A 25400-nucleotide genomic window follows, 5' to 3' on the forward strand; every position below is an offset into this window, starting at 1 on the left:
GGTTTTCCGTATGAGCCATCTGGATGAAGAGTTGCTGAACCAGTCCGAAACGCGCGAACAAACCCGCGATATCTACGATGAGGAAGGCACTGTCAGTGCCGAATTTCTCGGCGGGGTTCAGCAGGCTATTGCCAATGCGGACAGCGCGTTTCTGCTTGATCAGGTCGCCAGTCTGCATGAATCCGAAATCGGCGATGTCATCGAGGCGCTCGACCATGAAAGCCGTCCGGAACTTGTCCGACTTCTCGGTAATGATTTTGACCTGACAGCCCTGACGGAAGTGGATGAGGCGATCCGCCTCAATATCATTGAATCGCTGCCCAGCGAACAACTGATCAGCGCGCTCAGCGCTCTCGATTCGGATGATGCCGTCTACATTCTGGAAGACCTTGCCGACGAAGAGCGCGAAGGTATTCTTGCCAAGCTGCCCTTCACCGAACGTATCCGGCTCACTCGCTCGCTGGATTATCCGGAAAGTTCGGCCGGCCGACGAATGCAGACGGAGTTCGTCGCGGTGCCGCCGTTCTGGACGGTCGGGCAGACCATCGACTACATGCGCGAGGATGACGATCTTCCAGAGTCCTTCTCGCAGATCTTTGTTGTCGATCCGACATTTCGGCTTTTGGGGGCGGCGGATCTCGATCGCATTTTGCGCACCAAGCGGCAGACCAAGATCGAAACCATCATGCGAGAGACCAACCACCCGATCGATGCCGAACTCGATCAGGAAGAGGCCGCGCAGGTTTTCGAGCAGTATGACCTTCTCTCCGCCGCTGTCGTCGACAATAACGGTCGGCTTGTCGGCGTTTTGACCATCGATGATGTCGTCGACGTCATTCACGAAGAGGCCGATGAAGATATCAAGCGCCTCGGTGGTGTCGGCGACGAGGAATTGTCGGATAATGTGATGCGTGCGGTGCGTTCACGCTTCGGTTGGCTGTTGATCAATATGGCAACAGCATTTCTGTCGGCCAGCGTCATCGGCCTTTTCGATGAGTCTATCGGTCAGATGCTCGCCCTGGCCGTGCTGATGCCAGTCGTGGCTTCCATGGGCGGCAATGCCGGAACCCAGACCATGACGGTGACGGTGCGCGCGCTCGCTACCCGTGACCTTGATATTTACAATGCCGCGCGGATCATCCGCCGGGAGGCCGGCGTCGGATTGTTCAACGGCGTTGCATTTGCCCTGCTAATTGCGATAGCGGCCGGCTACTGGTTCGATAATCCGCAACTGGGCGGTGTTGTTGCCGCAGCGATGGTCATCAACATGTTCGCCGCCGCCATGGCGGGTATTCTTATTCCCCTTTTGCTGGACAGGGCTGGCGCCGACCCGGCCATATCCTCGACCGTCTTTGTGACCACTACAACCGATGTAATCGGCTTTTTCTCGTTTTTGGGAATTGCGACCTGGTGGTTTAATATTTAAGTTTAAGAATATTTCTGGTTTATTCATTCGACTGATAGTGGTGAGATCTGTTGTGCAGAAGCGATTTTATTCGATTACCGACCTGACACGTGAATTCGGTGTTTCCACGCGAACGCTCAGATTTTACGAAGATGAGGGGCTGTTGCAGCCAGAAAGACGTGGGCGCACGCGGCTTTACAGCGAAAATGAGCGTGTTCTGATCAAAAAAATCCTTCGCAGCCGTCGTATTGGACTTCCGCTCGCCGAGATCAAAGATATCCTGAATTTGTTCCACCGTCCGCCGACAGAGATGGGTCAGCTCCAGCAAACCATGGACAAGATCAAATCCCGGCGCGATGAATTGCGCCAGAAACGCCGCGATATCGATGAGATCATGACGGAACTCGACAATGTCGAAGAGACCTGCCTTACACGCCTTGCTGAAATTGGCGTCGGCACCTGATCCTTTCAGCTTTTCCCGCCTTTTCTAACGTATACTGCATGACATCGCGATCCGTCCGAGTGCAACCGCATCCTTGTCGGTGGTCTGGTTGCGCATCAGTGGCTCCAGCAGTCCTTCTGATTCCAGCACATCGCGTGTGCAGGTACAATAAGTTAAGCAAAAGGCCGCTTCATCGGTTCGCTCGCAGCTTGTCTGGCAGCTCGACAGATAGGCTGGCGCCAGGTCCGGCGGAACCACAAGCGTTGCAGCGTAGACGAGGCCGAAAAGAATGGGCTGGTGCAGCAGATAGAACACCAGGCTGTGCCGGCCGATAAGGGTCAGCAGGTTTTCCCGCTTTGGCAGTTGTCTTTGGCGTTTCAGCCATTCGTATGTCCATCTGGAGACTGCTATCCCGACGAGGAACGGCCCGATCCAGGGCAAAAGCGGAACGAAGTCGTTTGAGGACGGCGGATGCGCGGCCATGCCGATCCAGGCGAGATAACGCGGATCGAGCACATCGAAGCTTGCAAAATGCGGTAATAGTGCTGCGACGACGCCAATTGCGAAAGTAATGGCGGCCGGCACGCGCAAAAACAGAAGGCCGATGATGGACGCAGCGGCGATGGCGTGCAGGATGCCGAAATAGATGATCGCTTCCGGTGTCGTGAACCAGGACACGATGGTGATTGCCACGCTGGCCAGAACCAGCACACCAATCCGCCTGGCGAATGAGGCGAGCCTCAGCGATTTTCCATGGGCCATCCAAAGGCTGTACCCCGCCAGAAACAGAAAGCTTCCGGCAATCAGATGGGCAAAAATCGCCCAACCGCCCCGCGTCGAGACGCCAGACGGTACATAGCCGAAGAAATCGAGATCCCAAGTGAAATGGTAGATCGCCATGGCGACGAGTGCGATCCCGCGCGCTGCATCGATGCTGTGGATACGGCGGTTTTTGGTGCTCGCCTCAGATGTCGGTGTGGCGGTCATCAGGTCCCCTCGCTATTGGATTCGCTCGCTTCGATTATCGTTTTGCGCGCATCGGAAAAATACTGCCGCCGCATCAGGATCATGAACACGAAAGCTGTCGAGGCCATAAAGAAATAGGGGCCGAGAAACCATCCAAGATACCCGATGGAGAGAAAAATTGCCCTCAATCCCGTGTTGAAATGACGGGCGGCGATGATGTTGACCTCCGCAACCCGCTCGGCCATGCGCTCCAGCACTCTCCGGTCTTTTTCCGTACTGGTGATCATCGGAAGGCCACCGAACAGGATCGTGTTGTAGTTGAACAACCGGTAGGACCACCCGAACTTGAAGAAGGAATAGCCGAAGATCGCCGCAAGTCCACCGGCCTTCATTTCAAAGGCAGCGCGGGTGCTTGGTATCAACCCTGGCAGATCCTCGAACAATATTTGTGCCCTGTCGGCCTCGCCCATCAGCGCGAAGCAACCGCCAATGGCGAATATCGAGGTCGAAGCGAAAAAAGCGGTGCCGTTCTGGAGGCCGGAAAGGATCTGGGTATCGATCATACGCAGGTCGCGCATCAATGCTGTCTGCATCCAGCGTTTGCGATGGATCAGCATGGCGCCGGTAAGGCTCGTGCGCCGGATCAGCCCGAAGCGTCCGCTGACGAGACCGTCGAAAACAAACCAGCAGCAGAGAAAAAAGTCAGGGCGAGAAAATCCGCACTTGTCATGGATCCGGCCTTCAATGGTTCGGCTTTTCGAGGCGCTCACAATGACTTGGCAAGCGTGCGATCGGCACAATCATCCTGTTTTGTCGGCAGCGAAGAACCAATGCAAGCACGGTTTCTCCAAAATTCTGAAAATTCGCCATTGCAGTTTATGTGACAGTTTAATAAAGCGATAACCATCGGTGCACATCCTCCCAAAGTGCACTGGGGTCAAAAAAACCGGAGTGATCATGGAAGATACCGCTCACAAGTCCTGCTGGGGCGTAACCCTGCGGGCTGTCATCGGAATTGGTGCTGTTCTCGGATTTGCCTATCTTGTTGTTGCCGTTTAACCGGCATTGAAGTTCTCCACAAAACAACGGCGTCGCCTTTCAAAGGCCGCCGTTGTTTTCGTTTCCGGGGTATGGTTACGATCTGCGCCAGATTTTTCAAGCCAGCTTTTGAGGACGATCTGTCGCGTTCCGGTGCGGCAATGTCGATGATTGACACGTTCATGTGTCTTCACGGGCGCCTAATCGATGCAGTAAGGTCGACTTTTGTGGCAATGGAGAGACCGAAGTGTTTTTGTCGGTTTTCGAGGTTTTCAAGATCGGTATCGGCCCGTCTAGTTCCCATACGATGGGGCCGATGTCGGCAGCCAACCGCTTTCTCGCGCTTCTGGCGTCTAACGACTGGCCACGGCCCGCAGGCGCAGTCGTTTCGCGCCTCAGCGTCAGCCTGCATGGCTCGTTAGCCTATACCGGCGTCGGCCACGCAACCGACCGCGCTGTGATACTCGGCCTTGCCGGCGAGCGGCCGGAGACGGTTGATCCCGATGCCATGGATGCGACCATAGCCCAGATCCGGCAAAAGGGTACTGTCGAGCCTGCGGGGCATCCTGGCTACGCATTCGATTGCGATGCGGATGTGATTTTCAACAGGAAAGAATCGCTGCCGGGCCACGCCAACGGCATGACATTTTATGCACTGAATACCGACGGCACGATCCTCCTGCGCCAGATTTATTATTCCATCGGTGGCGGTTTCGTGCTCACCGATACCGAACTGACCGCCTGGCAGGAGGCGCGGAATTCTCCGGCGAGCGACAAGCAGACAGACGATATCCCGTTTCCCTTCAGGACGGCCGCCGAGATGCTTTCCATGGCGAAGCGGTCGGGCATGACAATCGCCGCTATGAAGCGTGCAAACGAGGAAGCGCGCATGCCGCGCGAAAAACTCGATGCCGGTCTGGACGGTCTCGTCGGCGCAATGGATGGCTGCATTGATCGTGGACTGAGGGGCGAGGGCGTGCTGCCGGGCGGGCTGCATGTGCGCCGCCGCGCTGGCCAGCTTTATGAAAAGCTCTCCGCGGCGAAACTTTCAAACCAGTTCGACCCGATGATGGCCAATGACTGGCTCTCGATGTTCGCCATGGCGGTCAATGAGGAAAATGCGGCTGGTGGACGCGTCGTCACCGCGCCGACCAACGGGGCGGCCGGTGTTGTGCCCGCGACGCTACGTTATTGCCGGGAGTTCCAGAGTGCCGCCGGCAAGGACGCTACGCGCGACTTTCTGCTGACGGCAGCGGCCATAGGCGGCATCATCAAGACCAACGCCTCGATTTCCGGCGCGGAAGTCGGCTGTCAGGGTGAGGTGGGGTCTGCCTCGGCCATGGCGGCGGCCGGGCTGGCGGCGGCCATGGGCGGCACACCGGAGCAGGTGGAAAACGCAGCCGAAATCGCACTGGAGCATCATCTCGGCATGACTTGCGATCCGATTGCCGGTCTTGTGCAGGTTCCTTGCATCGAACGGAACGCGCTGGGCGCGGTCAAGGCGGTGACCGCAGCCTCGCTGGCGCTGAAGGGCGATGGCACTCATTTCGTGCCTCTCGACAATTGTATCGAGACCATGCGCCAGACCGGCAGCGACATGCACGAGAAATACAAGGAAACCTCCACCGGCGGGCTGGCCGTCAATGTGGTGGATTGCTGAGGCCACGTTCACTCATACCTTGACGCAGCCCGTCGCGCGCGCTTGATAGGGCGCTATGAGCCTTCATCTTCTCAAACTCTGTGTCGGGGCGACGAGCATCGACGATCTGCGCGGCTGGGTATCCGAGCGCGCCATGTCCGCCATGGCCGCCGGTCTCGATCCGCACAGCGTGCACACCACCCGCATGACCCCGAAACGGCGCGACGAGCTGCTTGAAGGCGGCTCGCTCTACTGGGTGATCGCCGGCCAGATCCGCGCCCGCCAGACGCTGCTCGATATCACCAACCATACGGACGGACAGGGGATCCAGCGCTGCGACCTGATCCTTGCGCCTCAGGTGATCGACACGGTGCCTGTGCCGCGTAAGCCGTTTCAGGGCTGGCGCTACCTGAAGACCGAAGACGCACCGCGCGACCTTGATTTCGGCGATGGCGGTGACGAAATGCCGGACGACCTGCGCGCAGAACTGGCAGAGCTCGGGCTGCTTTGATGGTTCCATAAAAAGAGCGGACCGAGGCTCCGCTCCTTTTGATGCGGTATCCGCCTCAGTGCAGGATCTGGCTCAGGAACAGTTTGGTGCGTTCGTGCTGCGGATTGTCGAAGAACTCGTGCGGCGAATTCTGTTCAACGATCTGACCCTGGTCCATGAAGATCACGCGGTTGGCGACCTGACGGGCAAAGCCCATTTCGTGGGTCACGCACAGCATGGTCATGCCTTCTTCGGCAAGCCCCACCATGGTGTCGAGCACTTCCTTGATCATCTCCGGGTCGAGCGCCGAGGTCGGCTCATCGAACAGCATGATCTTCGGGCTCATGCACAGCGAGCGGGCAATCGCCACGCGCTGTTGCTGGCCGCCGGAAAGCTGGCCGGGATACTTGTCCGCCTGCTCGGGGATCTTCACCCGCTCCAGGTAGTGCATTGCGATTTCCTCGGCTTCCTTCTTCGGCATCTTGCGCACCCAGATCGGCGCCAGCGTACAGTTTTCGAGGATTGTCAGATGCGGGAACAGGTTGAAGTGCTGGAACACCATACCGACTTCGCGGCGGATTTCATCGATCTTCTTCAGATCGTCGGTCAGCTCGATATTGTCGACGATGATATTGCCCTTCTGGTGTTCTTCCAGGCGGTTGATGCAGCGGATCATCGTTGACTTGCCTGACCCCGAAGGCCCGGCGATAACGATGCGCTCGCCCTTCATGACCTTCAGGTTGATGTCACGCAGGACGTGAAAGTCACCATACCATTTGTTGACGTGGATCATCTCTACCGCAACCTCGGTATCCGAGACGGTCATGTGAGACGTATCGATAGTTTCTACCATGATTTTACCCTCAAATACTTTGGCTAACTTCTATGTCCGGTATCCAGGTGGCGCTCCATGAAGCTGGAATAGCGCGACATGGCGAAGCAGAAGACCCAGAAGACGATGCCGGCGAAAATCAGGCCGGTGATCGGAGTGACGGGCGAGGCCCATGTCGAATCTGTGAAGTTGAACTTGATGATGCCGAGCAGGTCGAACATGCCGACGATCGAGACCAGCGACGTGTCCTTGAAGATGGAGATGAACTGGTTGACGATCGCCGGGATCACCAGCTTTATCGCCTGCGGCAGGATGATCAGTCGCATGGTCTGCCAGTAACCGAGGCCGAGCGATGCCGCGCCCTCGAACTGCCCCTTCGGCATCGCCTGCAGGCCGCCGCGAATGGTCTCTGCCATATAAGCTGAGATGAACAGCGACACGCCGACAATGGCACGCAGGAACTTGTTGATGGTCATGCCTTCCGGCAGGAACAGCGGCAACATCACGCTCGCCATGAACAGGATGGTGATCAGCGGCACGCCGCGCACCACTTCGATGAACGTGATGGAGAGCGTACGCACCACCGGCAGTTTCGACCGCCGCCCGAGCGCCAGCACAATGCCGAAGGGTAGCGAAACGGCGATCGCGAAGTAGGAGAGGATCAGCGTCACCATCAACCCGCCCCAGTCGGACGTGTTGACAACCGGAAGGCCGAAAACGCCGCCATAAAGGATGAAGAAGGAGATGAACGGCAGCGCAAGGAACAACAGGAATGCGTTCCAGCCCTTGTGGGGTGCACTCGGCATCAGCATCGGGATCAGCAGGAGTGTAAACACCGCGCCGACGAGGATCGGACGCCAGAGTTCGGCATCAGGATACCGACCGAAGATGATCTGATCCATCTTGTTGCCGATGAACGCCCAGCAGGCCCCGCTCCAGCCATCCGGCCGCATGCCGCCCTGTGCCACGGTCGCGCAGGTTGCGCGGTCGGTCCCGGTCCAGGCGGCGTCGATAAACAGCCAGTCAATGATGGGCGGGATCGCCCAGACCAGAAAGATGATGCCGATGATGGAGAGGATCGTATCCTTGGGTGTGGCGAACAGATTGGCTCTGACCCACTGGATTGCTGTTCCTTCTTTCTTTGGCGCAGGCTTTTGTGCCTGCATTTCCTTTCGGACGTAAGCCAGTTCTTTCGCCATCTTATCTCTCCACCAGGGCCATCTTGGCGTTGAACCAGTTCATGAAGATCGACGTCAGGATCGACAGGGTGAGATAGATGATCATCCAGATCGTCACCACCTCGACAGCCTGACCCGTCTGGTTGAGGACGGTTTTGCCGACCGCGACGATATCGGCATAGCCGATCGCGACGGCGAGCGAGGAGTTCTTGGTGAGGCTCAGGTATTCACTGGTCATCGGTGGAATGATGATGCGCATCGCCTGCGGCACGACCACCAGCCGGGTGACCTTACGCGGATGGAGGCCGAGCGCACTGGCGGCCTCGGTCTGGCCCTTGGCGACGCCCAGAATGCCGCCGCGAATGATCTCTGCCATGAAAGCCGCGGTATAGAGCGACAGCGCCAGATAGAGCGACATGAATTCCGGCCCGATCACGGCGCCGCCTTGCAGGTTGAAACGACCCTTGACCGGTATATCGAACGTGACCGGCATGCCGGACACGAAATAGGCGATGAGCGGCAGAAGGATCAGGATCGCGATACCGGTTCTGATCACCGGAAACTGCTGGCCGGTCGCCATCTGCCTGCGTTTCGCCCAGACGGCAAGGCTCATGATTGCGGCAATGGCGACCACCAGTGCTGCGCCCATAAACCAGGAGCCGGGTCCGAATATCGGCGTGGGAAAGGCAAGACCGCGATTATTGAGGTAGATATCGAGCGGCAGGGAGAGTGAATCGCGCGCCGAAGGCAGCAGCGACAGAACGCCCGTATAGAAAAAGAAAATGACCAGCAACGGCGGAATGTTGCGGAAGATTTCCACGTAGACCTGGCTGAGTTTGGCCATGAGCCAATTCGAGGAAAGCCTCCCGACGCCGACGATAAAGCCGATAATCGTCGCCGTAATGATGCCAGCGACAGAGACGATGATCGTGTTGACGATGCCGATGACCAGAGCGCGGCCGTAGGTCATATCGTTATTGTAGGCGATCGGCGTTTGCGCGATGTCGAAGCCGGCGCGACTGTCGAGAAAGCTGAAACCGGAGGCGATGCCGGCGTTCCGCAGGTTTGTGATTGTGTTGTCCGTGACCCACCAGACAAATCCGACAACCAGAATGGCCGTAACCAGTTGGTAGAGGAAACCTCTGACGGCGGGATTGTATAGAAGCGCGGCAGCCCGCGACTCCCCAAAGGAAGCGTTGCTTATCGTATCAGCCATGTGTTCCCCGGTTACCGGAAGTTGTTGCCCTGAAGGGTTCTTGTTTTGCTCGGCGCATGGCGGAATTCCGCCATACGCCAATATACATTATTCAACAACCAGTCCGACTTAGCGGATCGGGGGGCCGTACTGCAGGCCACCATTGGTCCACAGCGCGTTCAGGCCGCGCTCGATCTTCAGCGGGCTGCCTGCGCCAACGTCCTTGTCGAACACTTCGCCGTAATTGCCGACGAGCTTGATGACGTTGTAGGCCCAGTTTTCGTCAAGGCCGAGGTCGGCGCCGAGTTTGCTGTCGGTTTCAGTGCCGAGCAGGCGCTTGATCCCCGGATTGTCGGAGGTTTCAGCCATTTCGTCGACGTTTTCCGATGTGATCCCGAATTCTTCGGCATTCAGCATCGCGTAGTGAACCCACGATACGATATCGCCCCACTGGTCGTCGCCTTGGCGCCATGCCGGGCCGAGCGGCTCCTTCGAGATGATCTCCGGCAGGATCACATAGTTGTCCGGATCAGTCAGGGTCAGGCGGATCGCATAAAGGCCCGACTGGTCAGTGGTGTAGACATCGCAGCGGCCCTGATTGAAGGCGTTGTTGACGTCTTCGAGCTGTTCGTAAACAACCGGGTTATAGTCCATGCCGTTGGACGAGAAGTAGTCGGCGAGGTTCAGCTCGGTGGTGGTGCCGGACTGTACGCAAACTGCAGCGCCCGAGAGTTCCTTGGCCGACGAAACGCCGAGATCCTTCGGCACCATGAAGCCCTGGCCATCATAGTAGTTGACGGTACGGAAATCGAGGCCGAGCGAGGTGTCGCGAGAGAGCGTCCAGGTTGTGTTGCGGCTCAGAACGTCGACTTCGCCGGACTGAAGCGCCGGGAAACGGTCGGTTGCCGTCAAGGCAACGAAATTCACCTTGTCGGGGTCGCCGAAGATCGCGGCGGAGATTGCGCGGCAATAGTCAACGTCCAGACCGGACCAGTTTCCTTCATTGTCGGGCGCGGAAAAGCCTTGCAGGCCCGTGCTGACGCCGCAAGTCAAAGTTCCCTTTGATTTAACGTCCTCAAGTGTCGTGGCCGAAGCGCCCTGAGCGCCAAGTCCCAAGACTACTGCGCCGATAGCGGCTGACAGAATCGTCTTTTTCATTTTCCCAACCTTTGTTTATCGTTGAAGCTTGAAGTTGCGGCCTTTACTGGTAGCCTCCAGCCAAGCGGCAGCAACTGCCCGCAAACCCCTCGGTGCGAGCTCGTGTATCACAGTCGTAATTTTCCAGATGGTCAATACTCGCCTTTGAAAAATGGTCTGATTTTGTGAGAAACGTCCATTTTCGTTTAAAAAATGGGCACCGAGGCAAAATATAGGCAAATTCGTGCTGGTAAATCGGGCAGTGTTTCCTTTCAATAGTCTAATCCTTTGGTCGTATTGTGTTTTCAACTTTGCGGCTTGACCACCTTGCGGTAACGATTCAAAACACGGCGCGACTGCACTGTCTCATCATTCAGCGGAACATCATCATGGCTTCAGAAAAGACTGCCGGCAAAAGTGTCGGAAAAAATACCATTCTTGCGCATGTCGGCCATGATCCGGGTACGTTTCACGGCTTCGTTAACCCACCGGTCGTCCACGCTTCGACGGTGCTTTTCCCCGATGCAAAAACAGCCGTCGACGGAACGCAACAATATACCTACGGGACCCACGGCACGCCGACGACGGATGCCTTGTGCGCGGCGCTGAACACGATCGAGAGCGCTGCCGGTACGCTGCTCTATCCTTCCGGCCTTGCCTCGATCACCATGCCCTGGCTGGCATTTCTGGCACCGGGCGACCACATTCTGATTGTCGATTCGGTTTATGATCCGGCGCGCCGCTTTGCCGACAAGGTGCTGACGCGGCTGGGTGTCGAGGTGGAATATTACCATCCCGGACTTGGCCTTGATGTCGAGAAAATGTTCAGACCCAACACCCGCATCTTCCACACCGAGGCGCCGGGTTCGAACACGTTCGAGATGCAGGATATTCGTCAGTTGTCTGATCTCGCCCATGCCAAAGGGGCCCTCGTGTCGATGGACAATACCTGGGCAACGCCGCTTTATTTCAAGCCGCTGGATTTTGGTGTCGATCTGTCGCTGAACGCCGCTACCAAGTACCCGTCCGGCCATTCGGATGTCCTGATGGGTACCGCCTCTGCAAATGAGCGCTGTTTTGCCCGGCTTGAGGAGCACTACACCTGGACCGGCATGTGCGCCGCGCCGGATGACAGCTACCAGATCCTGCGTGGGCTTCGGACCATGGGGGTCCGGCTTGCCCATCATCAGAAAAGCGCTTTCACTGTCGCGCGGTGGCTGGAAGAGCGCCCGGAAGTTTCCCGTGTGCTGCATCCTGGCCTGCCATCCTTTCCCGGTCATGACATCTGGAAACGCGATTTTTCGGGAGCGAGCGGGCTCTTTTCGATCGTTCTCAAGGCCGAGCAGGGAGCCTTCCGGCGGCGGCAACATGCCTTCCTCGATGCACTCGATATTTTCGGTATCGGCTATTCCTGGGGCGGTTATGAATCGCTCGCCGTGCCGGTCAATCTTGCCAATCGCACGGTCTGCACTGCGCCCGAAGACGGTCCGGTTATCCGTCTGCAAATCGGGCTCGAGGATGTCGACGATCTGATGGCGGATCTGGAAAAGGGGCTTGCGGCCGCTGCTGCTGCCTGAACCGGCAAAATGTGGTGCTTTTCAGCCAGAAGTCAAACAAGCCGGCGATCCCCTGCCGATCGCCGGCTTTCTGTTTTTTCTAGCGTCGTTCGATGTGCCTTTCAGGTGCGCGCGGCACCTCCCGCCGAACGGGCGCCTCGGGGCGCACAGGCGCAGCACGGCGCACCGGCTCCTCACGGCGAACGGCTGGTGCATCCCGCGCGACCGGCGGTCGTTCCACCGGGCGCGCAGCCGGCTCTGCGTCGTGCCAAGCGGGATGATATCCTGGCGGCGCGCGCCATCCGGGCGGCGGTCCGCCCCATCCTCGCGGCGCGCGCCATCCCGGAGGCGGCAGATAGGGGCGCGGGCGCGGCGGCAGTGCATAGCGGTTCCAGTTCGGATACCACGGATAGCTGCGATAATGATTGTTCCAGTAGGCCTCGCTAAAGGCAGTGATGGTGATGCCGGCGGCAAATGCTACACCCGGCGACATGGTCTGGCGCTGGTCCTGATAGACGATCTCGATCGAGTTCGCCGAGACCCAGCCGCGATTGCTGCTGTAGGAGACGTCGCACCAGCTGTAGTCTGCAAGGCAGCCGTAATTGGAAAGCGTTGCCCCGGCAGGCACCACCGTGATCGAGGGATAGGATGTCGATGGACCGGCGCGCAGGTTGACGTTCGATGTCGTATAGGCGTCGACAGAGGATGCCTGTGCCTGAAACGCCGACAGCACCAAAGCTGCTGCCATGCCGGTAGTCTTGAACAGTCTGCTGTGTTTCATATGGTTCTGCTTCCCGGTGAGATATCGAAGACTTGTTCTCTCTCGAAGAGGTAACCGCCATTATCTTGCAGCAAGCTGAAAGGGGGATGAACGTTTCTGGCCCGCCATGCATTCAGTGATGCACGATGGCGCCTAAATTCGGTCCAGCCCATATGCCTTGTAGCCGTAGAGCCAGTCGAGCTCCGAGGCCAGCGAATCCGCAGAGCGTAGTTTCAGCACCACGTCTCGGCCGATCCGGATTGGTCCGGCTGCATGGTAGGCAAATTTATTGAAACTGGTCCGCTTGCGCAGCGCTGTCAGTCGTGGCTTGCGATGCGCCACGAATGCGTCAAAAGCCTGAGGAACCGGCATGGACGAGAGGAAGGCGGCGAGTTCGAAGCCATCCTCGATCGCCATGGCGGCGCCCTGTGCGGAAAACGGCATCAGCGCGTGAACTGCATCGCCGATTGCGATTGTGTCGCGTCCATTGTGCCAGTTGCCTTCGCCGACTTCGTAGAGCGGCCAGAACGTCGGTTTGGCGGCGGAAAACGAACGCGTCAGCTCAGGGACCCAGCCCTTGAAGTGACGGTCGAGCGCCGTTTTCCAGCTGCTGTCGACCTCGGTGTGCCAGGCCTCACCAGCACTCGCGCCTGCGGCAATGGCCACAAGATTGAAGCCGCCGACATCGCGCAGAGGATAGGCGACGAGATGAGCCATCGGCCCCATGAAGGCGGTGACCTCGTCGCGCTTCAAAAATCCCGGCGCGTCTTCGGAGGAAAGAACAAAGCGCCACGCGAGATTGCCCGAAAACATGGCTTCCGGTGCGCCCTTGATCTGGCGGCGGCTGTGCGACCATACGCCATCGGCGCAGATGATGACGTCGACCTGCTTTGCTGTCTGCCACGCCAAATTGTCTTGGTTGGCCTTGTCGATACGGGCGCCGAGATGCAGCGTGCAGAGCGGTTCTTCAGCGACCGCATGCCTGAGCGCTGACTGTAGCGTTGCCCGGTGCAGGACCCCATAGGGCGCGCCCCAACGTTTGCGGGCTTCTCCGACAGGTACATGGGCCAGTTCGCGAAGTGTCAGGCCGGAGGCGAGCGCAACCTGCTTCGGCTCCCGCCACTGGCCTTCGAGCCGGGCGAGAACGCCGACTTTCGCAAGGCAGCGCGAGGCGTTGGGAGAGATCTGCAGGCCAGCGCCAACCTCGGTCAACGCCTCTGCCTGTTCGAAGATCTCGCTGGATATGCCATTTCGGGCGAGCGCGAGCGCTGCCGTCAGGCCGGAAATGCCGGCGCCGATAATGGCTGCATGTGCAATCGTCATTTTCTCCTCCCGACCCTTCTTTACGCCATGACGAACGCAGCGTGAGGAAGGGTGAGGTCAGGCAGCGTCGACGTGATAGGCGCAGCCGGGCGGGTTGGTTTCCTCACCATGAAGTGCGGGTGAGTATTTGTAGTGTGTCGAGCAATAGGAACAGACAGCCTCGTTGTCATCGCCCATGTCGATGAAGATATGCGGGTGATCGAAAGGCGCAGACGCCCCCACGCACATGAATTCCTTGACGCCGATCTCGATGGTTTTGTGTCCGTCGTCGTTCTTGAAATGGGCGATCCCGTGGCCAGCCATAATTGTCTCCGGTTCCTTGAGCTTTCGGCCCGGACACTATAACTCTTCGTCGCAAATGTGTAGTACCCGAATTGCATCGAAAGACGGTTTTGAACGACCTTCTCTGTCATGCATTTCGGGCCGATGCCGACACCGGAGACGAACGCGATGAACCTGAACCTGCCGCAAAACCGCTCGTTTGAGCATGAGGGGCTGAAGCTTGCCTATTTCGATGAGGGGGCAGGTGACGGGACACCAGTGTTGCTGATTCACGGCTTTGCCTCCACAGCGGCGGTCAACTGGGTACATCCGGGCTGGCTGAAAACGCTGGGTGATGCTGGCTACCGTGTGATTGCGATCGACAATCGCGGTCACGGGCAAAGCGACAAGTCGCATGATCCGGAGGTCTATTATCCGGCGAAGATGGCCGGTGATGCAGCGGCTTTGCTTGATCATCTTGGTATCGAGAGCACCCATGTGATGGGCTATTCGATGGGCGCGCGGATTTCGGCCTATCTCGCCCTGGCGCATCCCGAAAAGGTGCGCTCGCTTGTCTTCGGCGGTCTCGGTATTGGCCTTTGCGACGGTGTTGGCGACTGGGACGCGATTGCCGAAGCGCTGAGGGCGCCGTCACTCGATGACGTAACCGACGAGAAGGGGCGCATGTTCCGTGCCTTTGCCGATCAGACCAGGAGCGACCGCCTGGCGCTTGCCGCCTGTATCGAGACCTCGCGCCAGAACGTTTCCCGTGACGATATCGGCACGATCGCGGCCCCGACGCTGATCGGCGTTGGCACCAAGGACGATCTGGCCGGCTCACCGCGGACGCTTGCCAGCCAGATGCAGAACGCGATCGCGCTGGATATCCCCAACCGCGACCACATGCTGGCCGTTGGTGACAGGGTGTTCAAGAAGGCGGTCCTCGAATTTCTTGCGGAGCAGAACGGGGACTGACACGAAAATCTGACCGCGGCCGCATTTGTATTCGGGCCGCAGTGATCTATATTTGCGCTGAAAGCGACTTTCATTGGAATGACAGGCGCCGGAAATTCGGTGCGGGAACCACAGGAGGCCAGGATGGCCGCATATCCCGACAAGAGCAGTCACGAGGCGAGCCTGAAGGCGGTCGACCCGATCTGGGCGAGCCTCAGGGCGGAGGCGGAATACGCGCTGGAGAAGGATCCGATCCTTGCTGCCTTTCTCTATTCCACCATCCTGAACCACACCTCTCTGGAGGATTGCGTCGTCTACCGCATCTGCGAGCGGCTCGATCATCCCGATGTTCAGGCGATCCTGCTGCGCCAGACCTTCGACGAAATGCGTCGCGACTGGCCGGAATGGGGCGATATCCTGAGGGTCGACATTCAGGCGGTCTATGACCGCGACCCGGCTTGCACCCGTTTCATGGAACCGGTGCTCTATTTCAAGGGGTTTCACGCAATCCAGACCCACAGGCTGGCGCATTGGCTCTGGAACAAGGGACGGCGCGATTTCGCGCTTTATCTGCAGAGCCGCTCGTCCAGCGTGTTTCAGACCGATATCAATCCGGCAGCGAAGATGGGGAAGGGGATTTTTCTCGACCATGCGACCGGCCTGGTGGTCGGCATGACAGCCACGATCGGCGATGATGTCTCGATTCTGCAGGGCGTTACACTCGGCGGTACGGGCAAGGAGAGCGGCGACCGTCATCCGAAGATCGGCGACAGTGTGCTCATCGGCGCTGGCGCCAAGGTGCTCGGCAATATCGTTGTCGGCCATTGCTCGCGGATCGCCGCCGGTTCGGTGGTTTTGAAGCCGGTGCCGGCCAATACCACAGTTGCGGGGGTGCCGGCCAAGGTCATCGGCACGGCTGGATGTTCCGATCCTGCTCGCTCCATGGATCAGCTGATCGGTTCGCAAGACTGAAAGGCTGACTGCCAAAATCGCGGCGTCAGCGCATTTGCATTATCGGCTCTCGCGTGTCAAAAGCGCCGCAACATTTGAAGACCAGACGGAGTTCATCCCTTGAAGCCAGACGAAATCAAAAAGCTCGACTCCTATTTCAAGCGCGTGTTCGGGCCAAATTTTGCTGTTCGGGCACGTCCGCGCAAGGACGATTCCTGCGAGGTTTATCGCGAGGACGAGTTCATCGGTGTCATCTACCTTGATGACGAGGACGGCGATCGTTCGTTCAACTTTTCCATGGCAATTCTCGACGTCGATCTCGAATCCTGATCGGGTTTTGCTGCTGTGATCGATGAGGCCGGCTGCGGTAATGTGGCCGGCCTTTTTTATGCCTTCGCCGAGGCCGCAAAAAAACCGGCCCCAGGGGAGCCGGTATCAAAAAAAGCAAAAAAATGGTGATATGAAATTGTTTTCGAACACAAATTTAAAACGGTGCGGGCCAATAAACGTAAGCTGATAAAAACCAATTGTGGAAACGCCGTCGCAAAAAAAACGCGCGATGTTCGTCCCCGTTTGCCCTGGCCATGGGATAGTGTAAGAAGATCACGTTTTAATGACATCTGACCATTCTTAGCCCTTTATCTCAGAACATTCTGATTTGCGCTTGGAAGGTGCGTGGGAAGGAATACGCATGCCTCCGGTTTCCGAAATCGTTCAGCTCGTTGTGTTGCTGGCTGTTGCCGGCTGTGTAGCCGGCTTTCTGGCCGGCCTGTTCGGCATTGGCGGCGGCGCTGTTCTGGTGCCGGTCTTCTATCAGGCTTTTGCCATGGCCGGTGTGGATGAAAGCATTCGCATGAAGCTGTGCATCGGCACGTCGCTTGCCATCATCATTCCGACATCGCTTCGCTCCTTTCAGTCGCACTACAGGCGCGGGGCGGTCGATATGACGCTGTTGCGGCAATGGGTCATTGCCATACCGCTCGGTGCGATCATTTCGGCCATGGTGATCGCTTATGCTCCGAGCGATGTGCTGCGTGGCGCGTTTGCGGTCATCACGCTTCTGATCGGCCTGAAAATGCTGTATCCCAAGGCCTCCAAATGGCGGCTTGGTGAAGACCTGCCCAAAAATCCTTTGCTCTTCGGCTTTGGCTGGCTGATCGGACTATTGTCCGGCCTGATCGGCATTGGCGGGGGAACGCTCAACAACACCTTGATGACACTTTACAACCGGCCGATGCATCAGGCGGTTGCAACATCGGCTGGCGTTGGCGTGCTGATTTCGCTGCCGAGTTTCGTCGGTAATGTCATCGGCGGCTGGGGACATCCGGGGCTCCCTGTGTTTTCCACCGGTTACGTGAACTGGATTGCGGTTGCGCTGATTATTCCGATCACACTTTTGATTGCGCCACTCGGCGCACGGGCTGCGCATGCAATCTCCGACCGGTTGCTGACGGCCGGATTCGGGATATTCCTTCTGACGATCTCGGCGCGCTTCTTCTATTCTTTCCTCTGATTACTCAATCGGTCAGGCGAAGTTCCTCTGGGCGCATGTCAACGGAAGTCAGCGTTTCAAGGAAGCTCATGCCGAGCAGGCTTTCTGCAAGCCTTCCTTCTCCGGCCACCATCGCGCGGACATCGCGCCGCGTGATCGGACCAACCGCGACTTCATTCAGCGTGACCGGGGCAGCCATGGCGGTGCCGTTCGCGGTTCTGACCATGGTTGAGTAGTTGAGAGATTTGGCGTCGAAGCCGAGCCGTTCCGCATCGCGCGCCGTCAGCGTTATCCGGCTTGCTCCGGTGTCGACCAGCATTGGCATGCTGACCCTATCGATAACGACATTGGCGGAAAAGTGACCGTTACGCCCCTTGCCAATGATCACCCGGTCCTTACCGTCGATCGTCGTGGTTGTCATTGTCATACCGGGCACGAGGCCACCGAACAGACGGGCGCCAATATCCTGAAAATCATTCCTGAAGATATAGGCCGCCGAGACGACAAGGAGGATTGCGGCCCAGATCAGCAGCGATTGGAAGACATAGCCGAGATTACGCTGGCCCTGAAGCACGCCGGCGGCAACGAGCACAAGCAGCGGAGCAAGCCAGATGGCCGATGCGAAGGTGTCATTAGCAACACCGAGCGTGCTGCCATCGCCGCCCGTGACCATCAGCATGATCATGCCGACGGAAATGATTGCGATCAAAATCCAGAACAGGCGCACTTCAGTCACTCCCCTTGTCCAACACGACAGGCGGGCAGGCTGAACCGATGCGACCGCGCACGTCTAATCTGATCGGATATCGGGTTTCAGGTGAAAATGACAAGGGCGATGAGGAAAACGGTCTCACCGATCTGAATGGTTGCCCCAAGGGTGTCGCCTGTATGACCGCCAAGACGGCGGGTGACAAAAAGCGAGAAGCCAAAACAGGCCGCGGCCAGAGCGAGCGTGGCAAAGAGTGAAGGCACAAAAGCACCTGCGAGAGTCGAAAAAAGGCCGACAAGGATGATGCAAAGGGCGACAGCCCACAACGCATCGCGTATGGCCGGACGACCGAGCGTGACGGCCACGCCGTCAGATTTGGCTGGCGGCGACGCGCACCATTGGCAAACCATTGCCGTGCGACCTGCAGCCGCTGCCGCGATAAAAAGCAGCGCTGCGTTCTTGGCCCCCAATGGTACCAGCATGGCGAGTGCCGTTGCTCTGAGCGTTACCGAAACAACAATGGCGAGCGTGCCATATGCGCCGGTGCAGCTGTCCTTCATGATCTCAAGGGCTGCCTCGCGCGTCTGGCCGCCGAAAAGCCCGTCGGCAGCATCGGCCAGACCATCTTCGTGAAGCCCGCCGGTGACCAGAAGGCTTGTGGAGATCGCCAAAAGCGCGGACAGTAGGGCGCCCGCGCCAAGCTCTATGAACAGCACTAGAATGAGAGCCGGCAAGAACACAGCGATGGTTGCCGCAAGCGGATATGCCCATGCTGCACGTGCTCCCACAGGTGGATCGCTTTGCAATCTTGCCGGGATGGGGAGCCGTGTCAGGAACCCGGTCGCAGATGCAAGGTGCGTCGCAAGGCGATATAATCGCGTCATGGTAGCGCTTCCATAAAGTCATTATTCTTGCAATGCGGCATTGTTGCAGATTAAGACGACTTTGAATAGATCGTACCTTCTTGCAAATAGATAAGGACTTGCTTCGCATGGACCCCGCCGGACAACCCTTCGATGATTTCCGCGCCCTGCTCAAGGCCTTGCCCGGTGCCGACACTCCGGCACTGGCAAACGCTCGAAAGCGCAATTCTGCGTTGACGAAGCCGGAAGGTTCGCTCGGTCGTCTGGAAGAAATCGCCATGTGGCTTGCCGCCTGGAGCGGACGTGCACCCGCTGTGCACAGGCCCATGGTCGCCGTCTTCGCCGGCAATCATGGTATTGCTGCGCAACAGCTTTCGCCTTATCCGGCAACCGTCACCCAGCAGATGGTCGGCAATTTTGAAAAGGGCGGAGCGGCGATCAACCAGATATGCGCCTCAGTTGATCTCAGCCTTAAAATCTTCGATCTGGCGCTTGACCATCCGACCGGAGATATCACGGTCGAGCCGGCGCTTTCCGAGCGTGATTGTGCCGCGACCATGGCCTATGGCATGGAGGCCGTGGCCGGCGGTGTCGATCTTCTTTGCCTCGGTGAAATGGGGATCGGGAACACCACGGTTGCCGCTGCGATCTGCTGCGGGCTTTATGGTGGTCCGGCCGCCGAATGGGTGGGTCCGGGAACCGGTTCCGAAGGTGAGATGCTGGAGCGCAAGATCGCGGCTGTGGAGAAGGCTGTCGCTCTGCACAAGGACCATCTGTCTGATCCGCTGGAACTGCTGCGCCGTCTTGGCGGGCGCGAATTTGCAGCCATCGCCGGCGCGATTATCGCAGCACGGATGCAGAAGGTTCCGGTCTTGCTCGACGGATATGCCGTCACTGCTGCCGCCGCTGTTCTCAAGGCGGCCAATCCTTCCGCGCTCGACCACTGCATGATCGCGCATGTCTCGGCTGAGCCGGGCCATCTGAAGCTTATCCAGAAGCTTGGCAAGACGCCGCTTCTGGCACTCGGCATGCGCCTTGGCGAGGGAACCGGTGCTGCGCTTGCCGCGAGCCTGGTGAAATCCGCAGCCGCCTGCCACACGGGCATGGCGACTTTTGAGGAGGCGGGCGTTTCCGGTCGCGCTTAATGTCCTCCCCACCGGTCAGGCGACATATTGCCGGTTCTCCTCAAAGCATGTCGAAGATGTGACGTTTGGAAGTACGCTGTATAAACAGGTATTATTGAACGCCATCAAAGGCTTGTCGCGCCAATGTTACACGGCGGTGGCAGGTTGCTCCGATTGGAGCATGTGCGAGCAGGAGATGATATGACAGAACCGCCCGTCGAAAAGAAAAAGGGTTTTCGCCATCTTCTGGCGGCGGGAGGCTATTCCTGGCACGGCTTTTTGCGCTTGCTGAAGGAACAGGCGTTTCGCCACGAACTGATCGGCTTTGTCATTGGTCTTGCTGTTTTCGCCTTTGTCAGGGCGAGCGCCGTCGAGTTTATGATCTTCGTGATTTTGATGTTCTGCCTGTTCGCAGCCGAATCGCTGAACACGGCCGTTGAGGAGATCATCGATCGTGTTTCGCCGGAGCGGTCGGTGGAGGGCAAGCATGCCAAGGACCTCGGCTCCTTCGCCACCTTCTGCCTGATTTGCTGCAATTTTATCTATGCCGTCTATGTCGTGTTTTTCTGACGGGCCTTGTCAGCCCACCCGATGACGATAGACGAGGTTTGCCGGGTGAGGGCGTTTCGCAGTTTTGTCGATTGTCGCTCCAAGCCGTTCGGCAAGTTTGATCGAACGTGTATTGCCTGGGTCGATATAGCTGACGATGCTTCGCCCGAGGTGCGTGCGCCAACCCCATTCCAGCATGGCCTGTGCCGCCTCCGCCGCGTAGCCCCGGCCCCCTGCGCGGGCATAGATGAACCACCCCAGTTCCAGTTCCGGGAACAATGGACCCTTGCAAAGGGCGACCTGTCCCAGAACCGCAGAGCTTGTCTTGTCTTCGAACATCAGTGCGCCGTGGCCAAAAAGCTGCCATTGGGCAACGTCGTTGCAGAAATACGACCATGCCGTTTCGGACGTGTGCGGGCCGCCCATGAACTGAGCCCTCGGTGAGGCCAGAAACGCCAGATAGTCCGGCCAGTCGGAAAAACTCAGGCATCGAAGCCGAAGGCGCTCGGTTTCAAGCACGGGAATATCGATCATGGTTGGCTCGTTTTGGATCAGGCCGCGTTTGCAGCCTTGTGCCGGTCGCCCTCGCGGCTCAGAGCGCCGATGATCTCCGCCTCAAGCAGTGCTTCGATCTGCAGGTCGGCGTCGGCGTGTTCCTGTATCCGGCGCTCGTCATCATTGGCCACTTTGCGGGCTCGTCGCTTCAGCGCTTCGGCCAGCCGGTGGTGACCGCTGCGGGATGTAGACGGCTGGGAAGTCTCTTGCGTCTCGATTTCGATGCTCCCGGGAACGAAGGGCATCGCGTTTTCGGGAGAAAGCGGCAGGGTCATCTCTGAGCCGTTTGCATGCAGGCCCAGGCCTGGCAGATCCGTCACCCGCGACGGCGGGAATGCAACGCTTGCAAGTGTGCCGTGGCCCGCCGTCGATTGCAGCACCAAGTCGCCCTGATGGGCCTCGACGAGCTGGCGCACGATCGAAAGGCCGAGGCCGAAGCCCTCGACATTGGCCGTCGATGCGCCACGCGAAAATGCTTCCGTTGCTGCGGCAAGCACTGCTGCGTCCATTCCGCAGCCATGGTCGCGCACGCTCAGATATTGTCCGCCATCGGCGGTGTGACCGGCTGCGACCAGAATATCGGCGCCCTGGGATGAAAATTTGATTGCATTCGACAACAGATTGGTGAGCATCTGCTTGACCGCACGCCCGTCTGCCATGACGGGTGAGAGCTTTTCACTGGCATCGCAATGGATCGAGATTGCCCTGGAGGCAGCCTCAGTGCTGACCATTGCCATGGAAGCATCTATCACGTCGACCAGATAGACGGGCTGTTCGACGAGCCTGTAGCCGCCAGCCTCAAGTCGCGACAGGTCGAGAACGCCATCGATCATGTCGAGGAGATGCGTTCCGGAGCTGTGAATATCGGCGGCATATTCCTTGTAATATGGGTTCCTCAGCGGGCCCATCATCTCGTCCTTCATGATTTCGGAGAATCCGATGATGGCATTGAGAGGGGTGCGCAGATCATGCGACATGGCGGCCAGAAAGGCGGCTTTAGCGCGGTTGGCCTCTTCGGCAGTCAGTGCGGCCGCCTCTGCCTTTCCAAGGCTTTCGGTGAGGCGCTGGTTCAGCGCGTCCTTTTCGCGTTCCTTGGCCTGTAGCGCCTTGTCACCATCACCGAGTTGATGGTTGAAATAGGCGATAAACACCATGACCACGGCAAGCGTCGCGGCAAGGCCGACGTCGAAGGGCTCGCGGCTGGCATAGGCAATCGCGGCGAAGACACCGACAGCCGGCATGAACACATGCCAGGTTGTTTTCGGCAGCGCCACGGCACCGAGCGCCAGCAGGGAAAGCGCGATGATGACCATGGCGCCCTTAAAAAACGGGAAGGCCGCGCCCGAGCAGACATTGCAATCGAGGAGCGCGGTCAGTGCCCACGCGCCGCCGACGAGCCAATAGCCACCAATTACGCGGTTGTTCCATTTGGCCAGCGATGCGGCGTCCCTGCCTTCATGGGCGGCGTTTCGGATGATGGAAAAGGCGACGCCGTGCAGAACCAGCGCTGCGAGCGCCCAGACGGCAAAGATCAGGTCCTTGCCGATGTAGAGAAAGCCGGCGGCGGCAATCACCAGAAGGACTGCAACGGCGGGAATGCCCTTTTCAATGACGGAAAGCGCATGCCGGAACGCTGCGACCGAGTTCGTTTCGGCAGCACGGTCAGACTCGTTCGGCGAACGTTCTTCATCGTTCACCTGAGGATCATGACGCTGGAGCATCTCGCGTTTCATGTGGGCCTCGCTACGGTTCGCATCGCAAATCTCGTTTCTCGCTGATAAGGAGTTTACGAACCAATTGTTAAGAAATGCTTCTCGTAAAGGATTTGTTAGCCTTGTTTTTTAATCGGGCCGTAAGCTTTACACTTGTGTCAGGCTCTTTTCGGCATAGGGAAAGCGTTTGATGAACCGCTGCGCAGATCAAACGCTTTCCGGCGAAATCGCCGCCTGTCGCATCTGCCGCGACCGTCCCGCCGGCGGGCCACAACGCCGTCTGCCACACGAGCCGCGTCCGGTCGCGATTTTTTCATCGCGGGCGCGGATTCTGATTGCGGGGCAGGCGCCGGGGCTGCGTGTGCATAAGACCGGAATTCCCTTCAACGACCGCTCCGGCGACCGGCTGCGCGACTGGATGGGGGTCGAACGGGGTGCATTCTATGACCCGGCGCGGTTCGCAATCCTGCCCGTGGGATTCTGTTTTCCCGGCTATGATGCCCGTGGCAGTGACCTGCCGCCGCGCCCTGAATGCGCGCCGCAATGGCGGGAGCGGGCAATGGCGTCCATGCCGCAGATTGAACTCGTTCTGGCAATCGGCATGTACGCCCAGAAATGGCATATGGGAGCGGCAAGCCGCAAAACATTGACGCAAACCGTGCACAACTGGCGGGAAGGTTATTTTTCCAACCATGCGCCCCGCATCCTGCCGCTGCCCCATCCAAGCTGGCGCAATACCGGCTGGCTGAAGAAGAACCCGTGGTTTGAGCAGGAGGTATTGCCGGAACTGAAGGTCGCTATACGGCTTTATGGCGGCGGATGAACAGGAACTCCGCTTCCATGCACCGTTTTCCCCATCTACAAAATCATTCTTTTAATCCGTGTTTTTTTTGCTATAACCGAAAAAATATTTTACGGAGAGCGGAAATGGACCGTCTGGATAGAAAGATTTTGCGCCTTCTTCAGGAGGATTCAACCCTGGCCGTTGCCGATATCGGTAAAAGGGTCGGCCTTTCGACCACGCCATGCTGGCGGCGGATCCAGAAGATGGAGGAGGAGGGCGTGATAAAACGGCGGGTGGCGCTGCTCGATCCGGAGAAGGTCAATGCCAATGTCGCCGTCTTCGTCGCCATCCGCACCAATTCCCATTCTGTTGAATGGCTGAAGCGTTTTTCCGAGGTAATCTCCGACTTTCCGGAAGTGCTCGAATTCTACCGTATGAGTGGTGATATCGATTACCTGTTGCGGGTGGTCGTGCCGGATATTGCCGCCTATGACGCTTTCTACAAGCGGCTGATTGCCAAGATCGAGATTCGCGATGTGTCGTCTTCTTTCGCTATGGAGCAGATCAAGTTTTCCACCGAGCTGCCACTCGACTACATGAAGGTGGAGCCTTCCAAATCCGGGGAATGATACCCGCAGAACTGCTGTGATCTAAGTACTTTTTTGCGTAATTCTTGCCATTGTGACGGTTTGTTAAGCATTTGCTGTTAATCGATCATAAAGCATAAATGTCAAGGATTGCGGTATGACGAGAGTACTTGCGGCAGCCTTTATCGCTGCCATGGCCGGTGGGCCTTCGCTGGCAGCGGATCTGGCTGTCACGGCGCCGATCACCTATGAAGAAGTCTATGTGGAGGCGGAACCACAATGGGACGGCCCGTACCTCGGGCTTCGGGGCGGATATGACTGGACCCATGCCCGGGGCACGATTTCAGGCGCGGCCGGCAGCTCTTCGTGGAGCGATAGTCTTGCCGGCCCGGTTGTCGGACTGTTTGCCGGCTATAATTTCCAGTTCGACAATAATCTCGTTGTCGGCGCCGAAGGCGATGTCAACTACACTTTCAACGAGAGCCAGTATGACGCTGGCGGTGTGTCGCGTACTCATGGCATCAACTGGGGCGGATCGCTGCGGGGCAGGATTGGTTATGCGCTGGAAAACGTGCTTGTTTACGGTACGGCAGGTCTTGCGATCTCAAACTTCTATCTGGGAAAGGGGTCGAAGCGCCCGCATGAGGTGATCTACGGTTACACTGTCGGCGCGGGTGTCGACTATGCCTTCACCGACAACATCTTTGCCAGGCTCGAATACCGTTACACGGGCTATCCGAGTGCGGATTTCTCGGGCTATTTCGGGGCAGGCAACAAGGCCAGCCAGGAAACGTCCTCGAACGTCGTCACCGTCGGACTTGGCGCGAAATTCTGACATCGCAGTCATACTGGTCAGCATCAAACGGCCTTGCGGCTTTACGCAGGGCCGTTTTTTTTA

Annotated in this window: 26 protein-coding genes and 1 pseudogene; 14 read left to right on the forward strand and 13 right to left on the reverse strand. The window is 58.1% G+C overall.

Annotated elements, in window-relative coordinates; translation table 11 throughout:
* Positions 1-10: 10 nt before the first annotated feature.
* Both mgtE and AC0L7L_RS05395 read left to right on the forward strand, forming a co-directional pair.
* Positions 11-1426, forward strand: a complete 1416-nt coding sequence (gene mgtE / locus AC0L7L_RS05390) for a magnesium transporter (protein ID WP_473512524.1) — start codon at positions 11-13, stop codon at positions 1424-1426.
* Between the two features lie 52 nt (positions 1427-1478).
* Positions 1479-1868 (forward strand): MerR family transcriptional regulator, encoded by a 390-nt coding sequence (locus AC0L7L_RS05395; protein WP_473512526.1) that lies wholly within the window; start codon positions 1479-1481, stop codon positions 1866-1868.
* Between the two features lie 24 nt (positions 1869-1892).
* Here the strand turns inward: AC0L7L_RS05395 and AC0L7L_RS05400 are convergent, their stop codons facing one another.
* Both AC0L7L_RS05400 and AC0L7L_RS05405 read right to left on the reverse strand, forming a co-directional pair.
* On the reverse strand, positions 1893-2834 hold the full coding sequence (locus AC0L7L_RS05400; RefSeq protein ID WP_473512528.1) for an acetyltransferase domain-containing protein: 942 nt from the start codon (positions 2832-2834) through the stop codon (positions 1893-1895).
* Positions 2834-3543, reverse strand: a pseudogene (locus AC0L7L_RS05405) (DUF599 domain-containing protein). The gene AC0L7L_RS05400 and the pseudogene AC0L7L_RS05405 overlap by 1 nt, the downstream one beginning before the upstream one ends.
* Before the next feature lie 555 nt (positions 3544-4098).
* Between AC0L7L_RS05405 and AC0L7L_RS05410 the strand changes: the two are divergent.
* Together AC0L7L_RS05410 and AC0L7L_RS05415 are read left to right on the forward strand one after the other, a co-directional pair.
* A complete protein-coding gene (locus AC0L7L_RS05410) occupies positions 4099-5511 on the forward strand; it encodes an L-serine ammonia-lyase (RefSeq protein ID WP_272210711.1) in 1413 nt (470 codons plus the stop codon).
* 55 nt (positions 5512-5566) lie between these two features.
* Positions 5567-6001 carry a DUF1489 family protein gene (locus AC0L7L_RS05415; RefSeq protein WP_272210712.1) on the forward strand — a complete coding sequence of 145 codons (435 nt, stop codon included), beginning with the start codon at positions 5567-5569 and terminating at the stop codon, positions 5999-6001.
* A gap of 55 nt (positions 6002-6056) precedes the next feature.
* On the opposite strand, the gene AC0L7L_RS05420 is transcribed toward AC0L7L_RS05415, so the two are convergent.
* From AC0L7L_RS05420 to AC0L7L_RS05435, 4 genes are all read right to left on the reverse strand, one after another.
* The gene (locus tag AC0L7L_RS05420) at positions 6057-6833 is read right to left on the reverse strand and encodes an amino acid ABC transporter ATP-binding protein (protein WP_473512531.1); all 777 of its coding nucleotides are present in this window, start codon (positions 6831-6833) and stop codon (positions 6057-6059) included.
* A gap of 23 nt (positions 6834-6856) precedes the next feature.
* The gene (locus tag AC0L7L_RS05425; protein ID WP_473512533.1) at positions 6857-8011 is read right to left on the reverse strand and encodes an amino acid ABC transporter permease; all 1155 of its coding nucleotides are present in this window, start codon (positions 8009-8011) and stop codon (positions 6857-6859) included.
* A gap of 1 nt (position 8012) precedes the next feature.
* On the reverse strand, positions 8013-9206 hold the full coding sequence (locus AC0L7L_RS05430) for an amino acid ABC transporter permease (RefSeq protein ID WP_272210713.1): 1194 nt from the start codon (positions 9204-9206) through the stop codon (positions 8013-8015).
* A 108-nt stretch (positions 9207-9314) separates the two neighbouring features.
* Positions 9315-10343, reverse strand: a complete 1029-nt coding sequence (locus AC0L7L_RS05435) for an amino acid ABC transporter substrate-binding protein (protein WP_473512535.1) — start codon at positions 10341-10343, stop codon at positions 9315-9317.
* A gap of 368 nt (positions 10344-10711) precedes the next feature.
* On the opposite strand from AC0L7L_RS05435, the gene AC0L7L_RS05440 reads away from it, so the two are divergent.
* Complete coding sequence (locus tag AC0L7L_RS05440) at positions 10712-11899, forward strand: cystathionine beta-lyase (protein ID WP_272210715.1); 1188 nt, start codon at positions 10712-10714, stop codon at positions 11897-11899.
* Between the two features lie 79 nt (positions 11900-11978).
* Here the strand turns inward: AC0L7L_RS05440 and AC0L7L_RS05445 are convergent, their stop codons facing one another.
* From AC0L7L_RS05445 to AC0L7L_RS05455, 3 genes are all read right to left on the reverse strand, one after another.
* A complete protein-coding gene (locus AC0L7L_RS05445) occupies positions 11979-12659 on the reverse strand; it encodes an SH3 domain-containing protein (RefSeq protein ID WP_272210716.1) in 681 nt (226 codons plus the stop codon).
* 132 nt (positions 12660-12791) lie between these two features.
* Positions 12792-13961 carry an FAD-dependent monooxygenase gene (locus AC0L7L_RS05450; protein WP_272210717.1) on the reverse strand — a complete coding sequence of 390 codons (1170 nt, stop codon included), beginning with the start codon at positions 13959-13961 and terminating at the stop codon, positions 12792-12794.
* A 57-nt stretch (positions 13962-14018) separates the two neighbouring features.
* A complete protein-coding gene (locus AC0L7L_RS05455) occupies positions 14019-14264 on the reverse strand; it encodes a zinc-finger domain-containing protein (RefSeq protein WP_272210718.1) in 246 nt (81 codons plus the stop codon).
* A gap of 147 nt (positions 14265-14411) precedes the next feature.
* Between AC0L7L_RS05455 and AC0L7L_RS05460 the strand changes: the two genes are divergently transcribed.
* The 4 genes from AC0L7L_RS05460 (at position 14412) to AC0L7L_RS05475 (ending at position 17640) form a co-directional block, all read left to right on the forward strand.
* Entirely contained in the window at positions 14412-15197 is a 786-nt protein-coding gene (locus AC0L7L_RS05460; RefSeq protein WP_473512538.1) for an alpha/beta fold hydrolase, read from the forward strand.
* 123 nt (positions 15198-15320) lie between these two features.
* Positions 15321-16148, forward strand: coding sequence for a serine O-acetyltransferase (gene cysE / locus AC0L7L_RS05465; protein WP_473512540.1), 828 nt, complete (start codon positions 15321-15323; stop codon positions 16146-16148).
* A 99-nt stretch (positions 16149-16247) separates the two neighbouring features.
* Complete coding sequence (locus AC0L7L_RS05470; RefSeq protein WP_473512542.1) at positions 16248-16457, forward strand: DUF3126 family protein; 210 nt, start codon at positions 16248-16250, stop codon at positions 16455-16457.
* Between the two features lie 361 nt (positions 16458-16818).
* The gene (locus AC0L7L_RS05475) at positions 16819-17640 is read left to right on the forward strand and encodes a sulfite exporter TauE/SafE family protein (RefSeq protein ID WP_473512544.1); all 822 of its coding nucleotides are present in this window, start codon (positions 16819-16821) and stop codon (positions 17638-17640) included.
* A gap of 4 nt (positions 17641-17644) precedes the next feature.
* Here AC0L7L_RS05475 and AC0L7L_RS05480 read toward each other — a convergent pair whose 3' ends face one another.
* Positions 17645-18355, reverse strand: a complete 711-nt coding sequence (locus tag AC0L7L_RS05480; RefSeq protein ID WP_473512546.1) for a retropepsin-like aspartic protease family protein — start codon at positions 18353-18355, stop codon at positions 17645-17647.
* A gap of 77 nt (positions 18356-18432) precedes the next feature.
* Positions 18433-19212 (reverse strand): adenosylcobinamide-GDP ribazoletransferase, encoded by a 780-nt coding sequence (gene cobS, locus AC0L7L_RS05485; protein ID WP_473512548.1) that lies wholly within the window; start codon positions 19210-19212, stop codon positions 18433-18435.
* A gap of 107 nt (positions 19213-19319) precedes the next feature.
* On the opposite strand from cobS, the gene cobT reads away from it, so the two are divergent.
* Complete coding sequence (gene cobT, locus AC0L7L_RS05490) at positions 19320-20336, forward strand: nicotinate-nucleotide--dimethylbenzimidazole phosphoribosyltransferase (RefSeq protein ID WP_272210726.1); 1017 nt, start codon at positions 19320-19322, stop codon at positions 20334-20336.
* A gap of 180 nt (positions 20337-20516) precedes the next feature.
* Positions 20517-20885 (forward strand): diacylglycerol kinase, encoded by a 369-nt coding sequence (locus AC0L7L_RS05495; protein WP_473512550.1) that lies wholly within the window; start codon positions 20517-20519, stop codon positions 20883-20885.
* 9 nt (positions 20886-20894) lie between these two features.
* Here the strand turns inward: AC0L7L_RS05495 and AC0L7L_RS05500 are convergent, their stop codons facing one another.
* Both AC0L7L_RS05500 and AC0L7L_RS05505 read right to left on the reverse strand, forming a co-directional pair.
* Entirely contained in the window at positions 20895-21398 is a 504-nt protein-coding gene (locus AC0L7L_RS05500; RefSeq protein WP_272210729.1) for a GNAT family N-acetyltransferase, read from the reverse strand.
* A gap of 17 nt (positions 21399-21415) precedes the next feature.
* Positions 21416-23152: a sensor histidine kinase gene (locus AC0L7L_RS05505; protein ID WP_473512553.1), complete on the reverse strand. Its 1737-nt coding sequence runs from the start codon at positions 23150-23152 to the stop codon at positions 21416-21418.
* Positions 23153-23321: 169 nt separating this feature from the next.
* Here AC0L7L_RS05505 and AC0L7L_RS05510 point away from each other — a divergent pair, with 169 nt between their 5' ends.
* The 3 genes from AC0L7L_RS05510 to AC0L7L_RS05520 all read left to right on the forward strand — a co-directional run bounded on the left by AC0L7L_RS05510 (position 23322) and on the right by AC0L7L_RS05520 (position 25337).
* The gene (locus AC0L7L_RS05510; RefSeq protein WP_473512555.1) at positions 23322-23954 is read left to right on the forward strand and encodes a uracil-DNA glycosylase family protein; all 633 of its coding nucleotides are present in this window, start codon (positions 23322-23324) and stop codon (positions 23952-23954) included.
* Between the two features lie 104 nt (positions 23955-24058).
* Entirely contained in the window at positions 24059-24544 is a 486-nt protein-coding gene (locus tag AC0L7L_RS05515; protein ID WP_473512558.1) for an Lrp/AsnC family transcriptional regulator, read from the forward strand.
* Between the two features lie 115 nt (positions 24545-24659).
* Entirely contained in the window at positions 24660-25337 is a 678-nt protein-coding gene (locus AC0L7L_RS05520) for an outer membrane protein (protein WP_272210734.1), read from the forward strand.
* The last annotated feature ends 63 nt before the right edge of the window (positions 25338-25400 follow it).

It is taken from the genome of Martelella sp. K41-7, from assembly GCF_055808365.1.

What these genes read in the sequence shown, in the direction of transcription:
- mgtE (WP_473512524.1), top strand. Translation starts at nt 11, where the DNA reads ATGAGCCATCTGGATGAAGAGTTGCTGAACCAGTCCGAAACGCGCGAA.
- AC0L7L_RS05400 (WP_473512528.1), bottom strand. Translation starts at nt 2,834, where the DNA reads ATGACCGCCACACCGACATCTGAGGCGAGCACCAAAAACCGCCGTATC.
- AC0L7L_RS05415 (WP_272210712.1), top strand. Translation starts at nt 5,567, where the DNA reads ATGAGCCTTCATCTTCTCAAACTCTGTGTCGGGGCGACGAGCATCGAC.
- AC0L7L_RS05420 (WP_473512531.1), bottom strand. Translation starts at nt 6,833, where the DNA reads ATGGTAGAAACTATCGATACGTCTCACATGACCGTCTCGGATACCGAG.
- AC0L7L_RS05425 (WP_473512533.1), bottom strand. Translation starts at nt 8,011, where the DNA reads ATGGCGAAAGAACTGGCTTACGTCCGAAAGGAAATGCAGGCACAAAAG.
- AC0L7L_RS05430 (WP_272210713.1), bottom strand. Translation starts at nt 9,206, where the DNA reads ATGGCTGATACGATAAGCAACGCTTCCTTTGGGGAGTCGCGGGCTGCC.
- AC0L7L_RS05435 (WP_473512535.1), bottom strand. Translation starts at nt 10,343, where the DNA reads ATGAAAAAGACGATTCTGTCAGCCGCTATCGGCGCAGTAGTCTTGGGA.
- AC0L7L_RS05440 (WP_272210715.1), top strand. Translation starts at nt 10,712, where the DNA reads ATGGCTTCAGAAAAGACTGCCGGCAAAAGTGTCGGAAAAAATACCATT.
- AC0L7L_RS05445 (WP_272210716.1), bottom strand. Translation starts at nt 12,659, where the DNA reads ATGAAACACAGCAGACTGTTCAAGACTACCGGCATGGCAGCAGCTTTG.
- AC0L7L_RS05450 (WP_272210717.1), bottom strand. Translation starts at nt 13,961, where the DNA reads ATGACGATTGCACATGCAGCCATTATCGGCGCCGGCATTTCCGGCCTG.
- AC0L7L_RS05455 (WP_272210718.1), bottom strand. Translation starts at nt 14,264, where the DNA reads ATGGCTGGCCACGGGATCGCCCATTTCAAGAACGACGACGGACACAAA.
- AC0L7L_RS05460 (WP_473512538.1), top strand. Translation starts at nt 14,412, where the DNA reads ATGAACCTGAACCTGCCGCAAAACCGCTCGTTTGAGCATGAGGGGCTG.
- cysE (WP_473512540.1), top strand. Translation starts at nt 15,321, where the DNA reads ATGGCCGCATATCCCGACAAGAGCAGTCACGAGGCGAGCCTGAAGGCG.
- AC0L7L_RS05475 (WP_473512544.1), top strand. Translation starts at nt 16,819, where the DNA reads ATGCCTCCGGTTTCCGAAATCGTTCAGCTCGTTGTGTTGCTGGCTGTT.
- cobS (WP_473512548.1), bottom strand. Translation starts at nt 19,212, where the DNA reads ATGACGCGATTATATCGCCTTGCGACGCACCTTGCATCTGCGACCGGG.
- cobT (WP_272210726.1), top strand. Translation starts at nt 19,320, where the DNA reads ATGGACCCCGCCGGACAACCCTTCGATGATTTCCGCGCCCTGCTCAAG.
- AC0L7L_RS05495 (WP_473512550.1), top strand. Translation starts at nt 20,517, where the DNA reads ATGACAGAACCGCCCGTCGAAAAGAAAAAGGGTTTTCGCCATCTTCTG.
- AC0L7L_RS05500 (WP_272210729.1), bottom strand. Translation starts at nt 21,398, where the DNA reads ATGATCGATATTCCCGTGCTTGAAACCGAGCGCCTTCGGCTTCGATGC.
- AC0L7L_RS05505 (WP_473512553.1), bottom strand. Translation starts at nt 23,152, where the DNA reads ATGAAACGCGAGATGCTCCAGCGTCATGATCCTCAGGTGAACGATGAA.
- AC0L7L_RS05510 (WP_473512555.1), top strand. Translation starts at nt 23,322, where the DNA reads ATGAACCGCTGCGCAGATCAAACGCTTTCCGGCGAAATCGCCGCCTGT.
- AC0L7L_RS05515 (WP_473512558.1), top strand. Translation starts at nt 24,059, where the DNA reads ATGGACCGTCTGGATAGAAAGATTTTGCGCCTTCTTCAGGAGGATTCA.
- AC0L7L_RS05520 (WP_272210734.1), top strand. Translation starts at nt 24,660, where the DNA reads ATGACGAGAGTACTTGCGGCAGCCTTTATCGCTGCCATGGCCGGTGGG.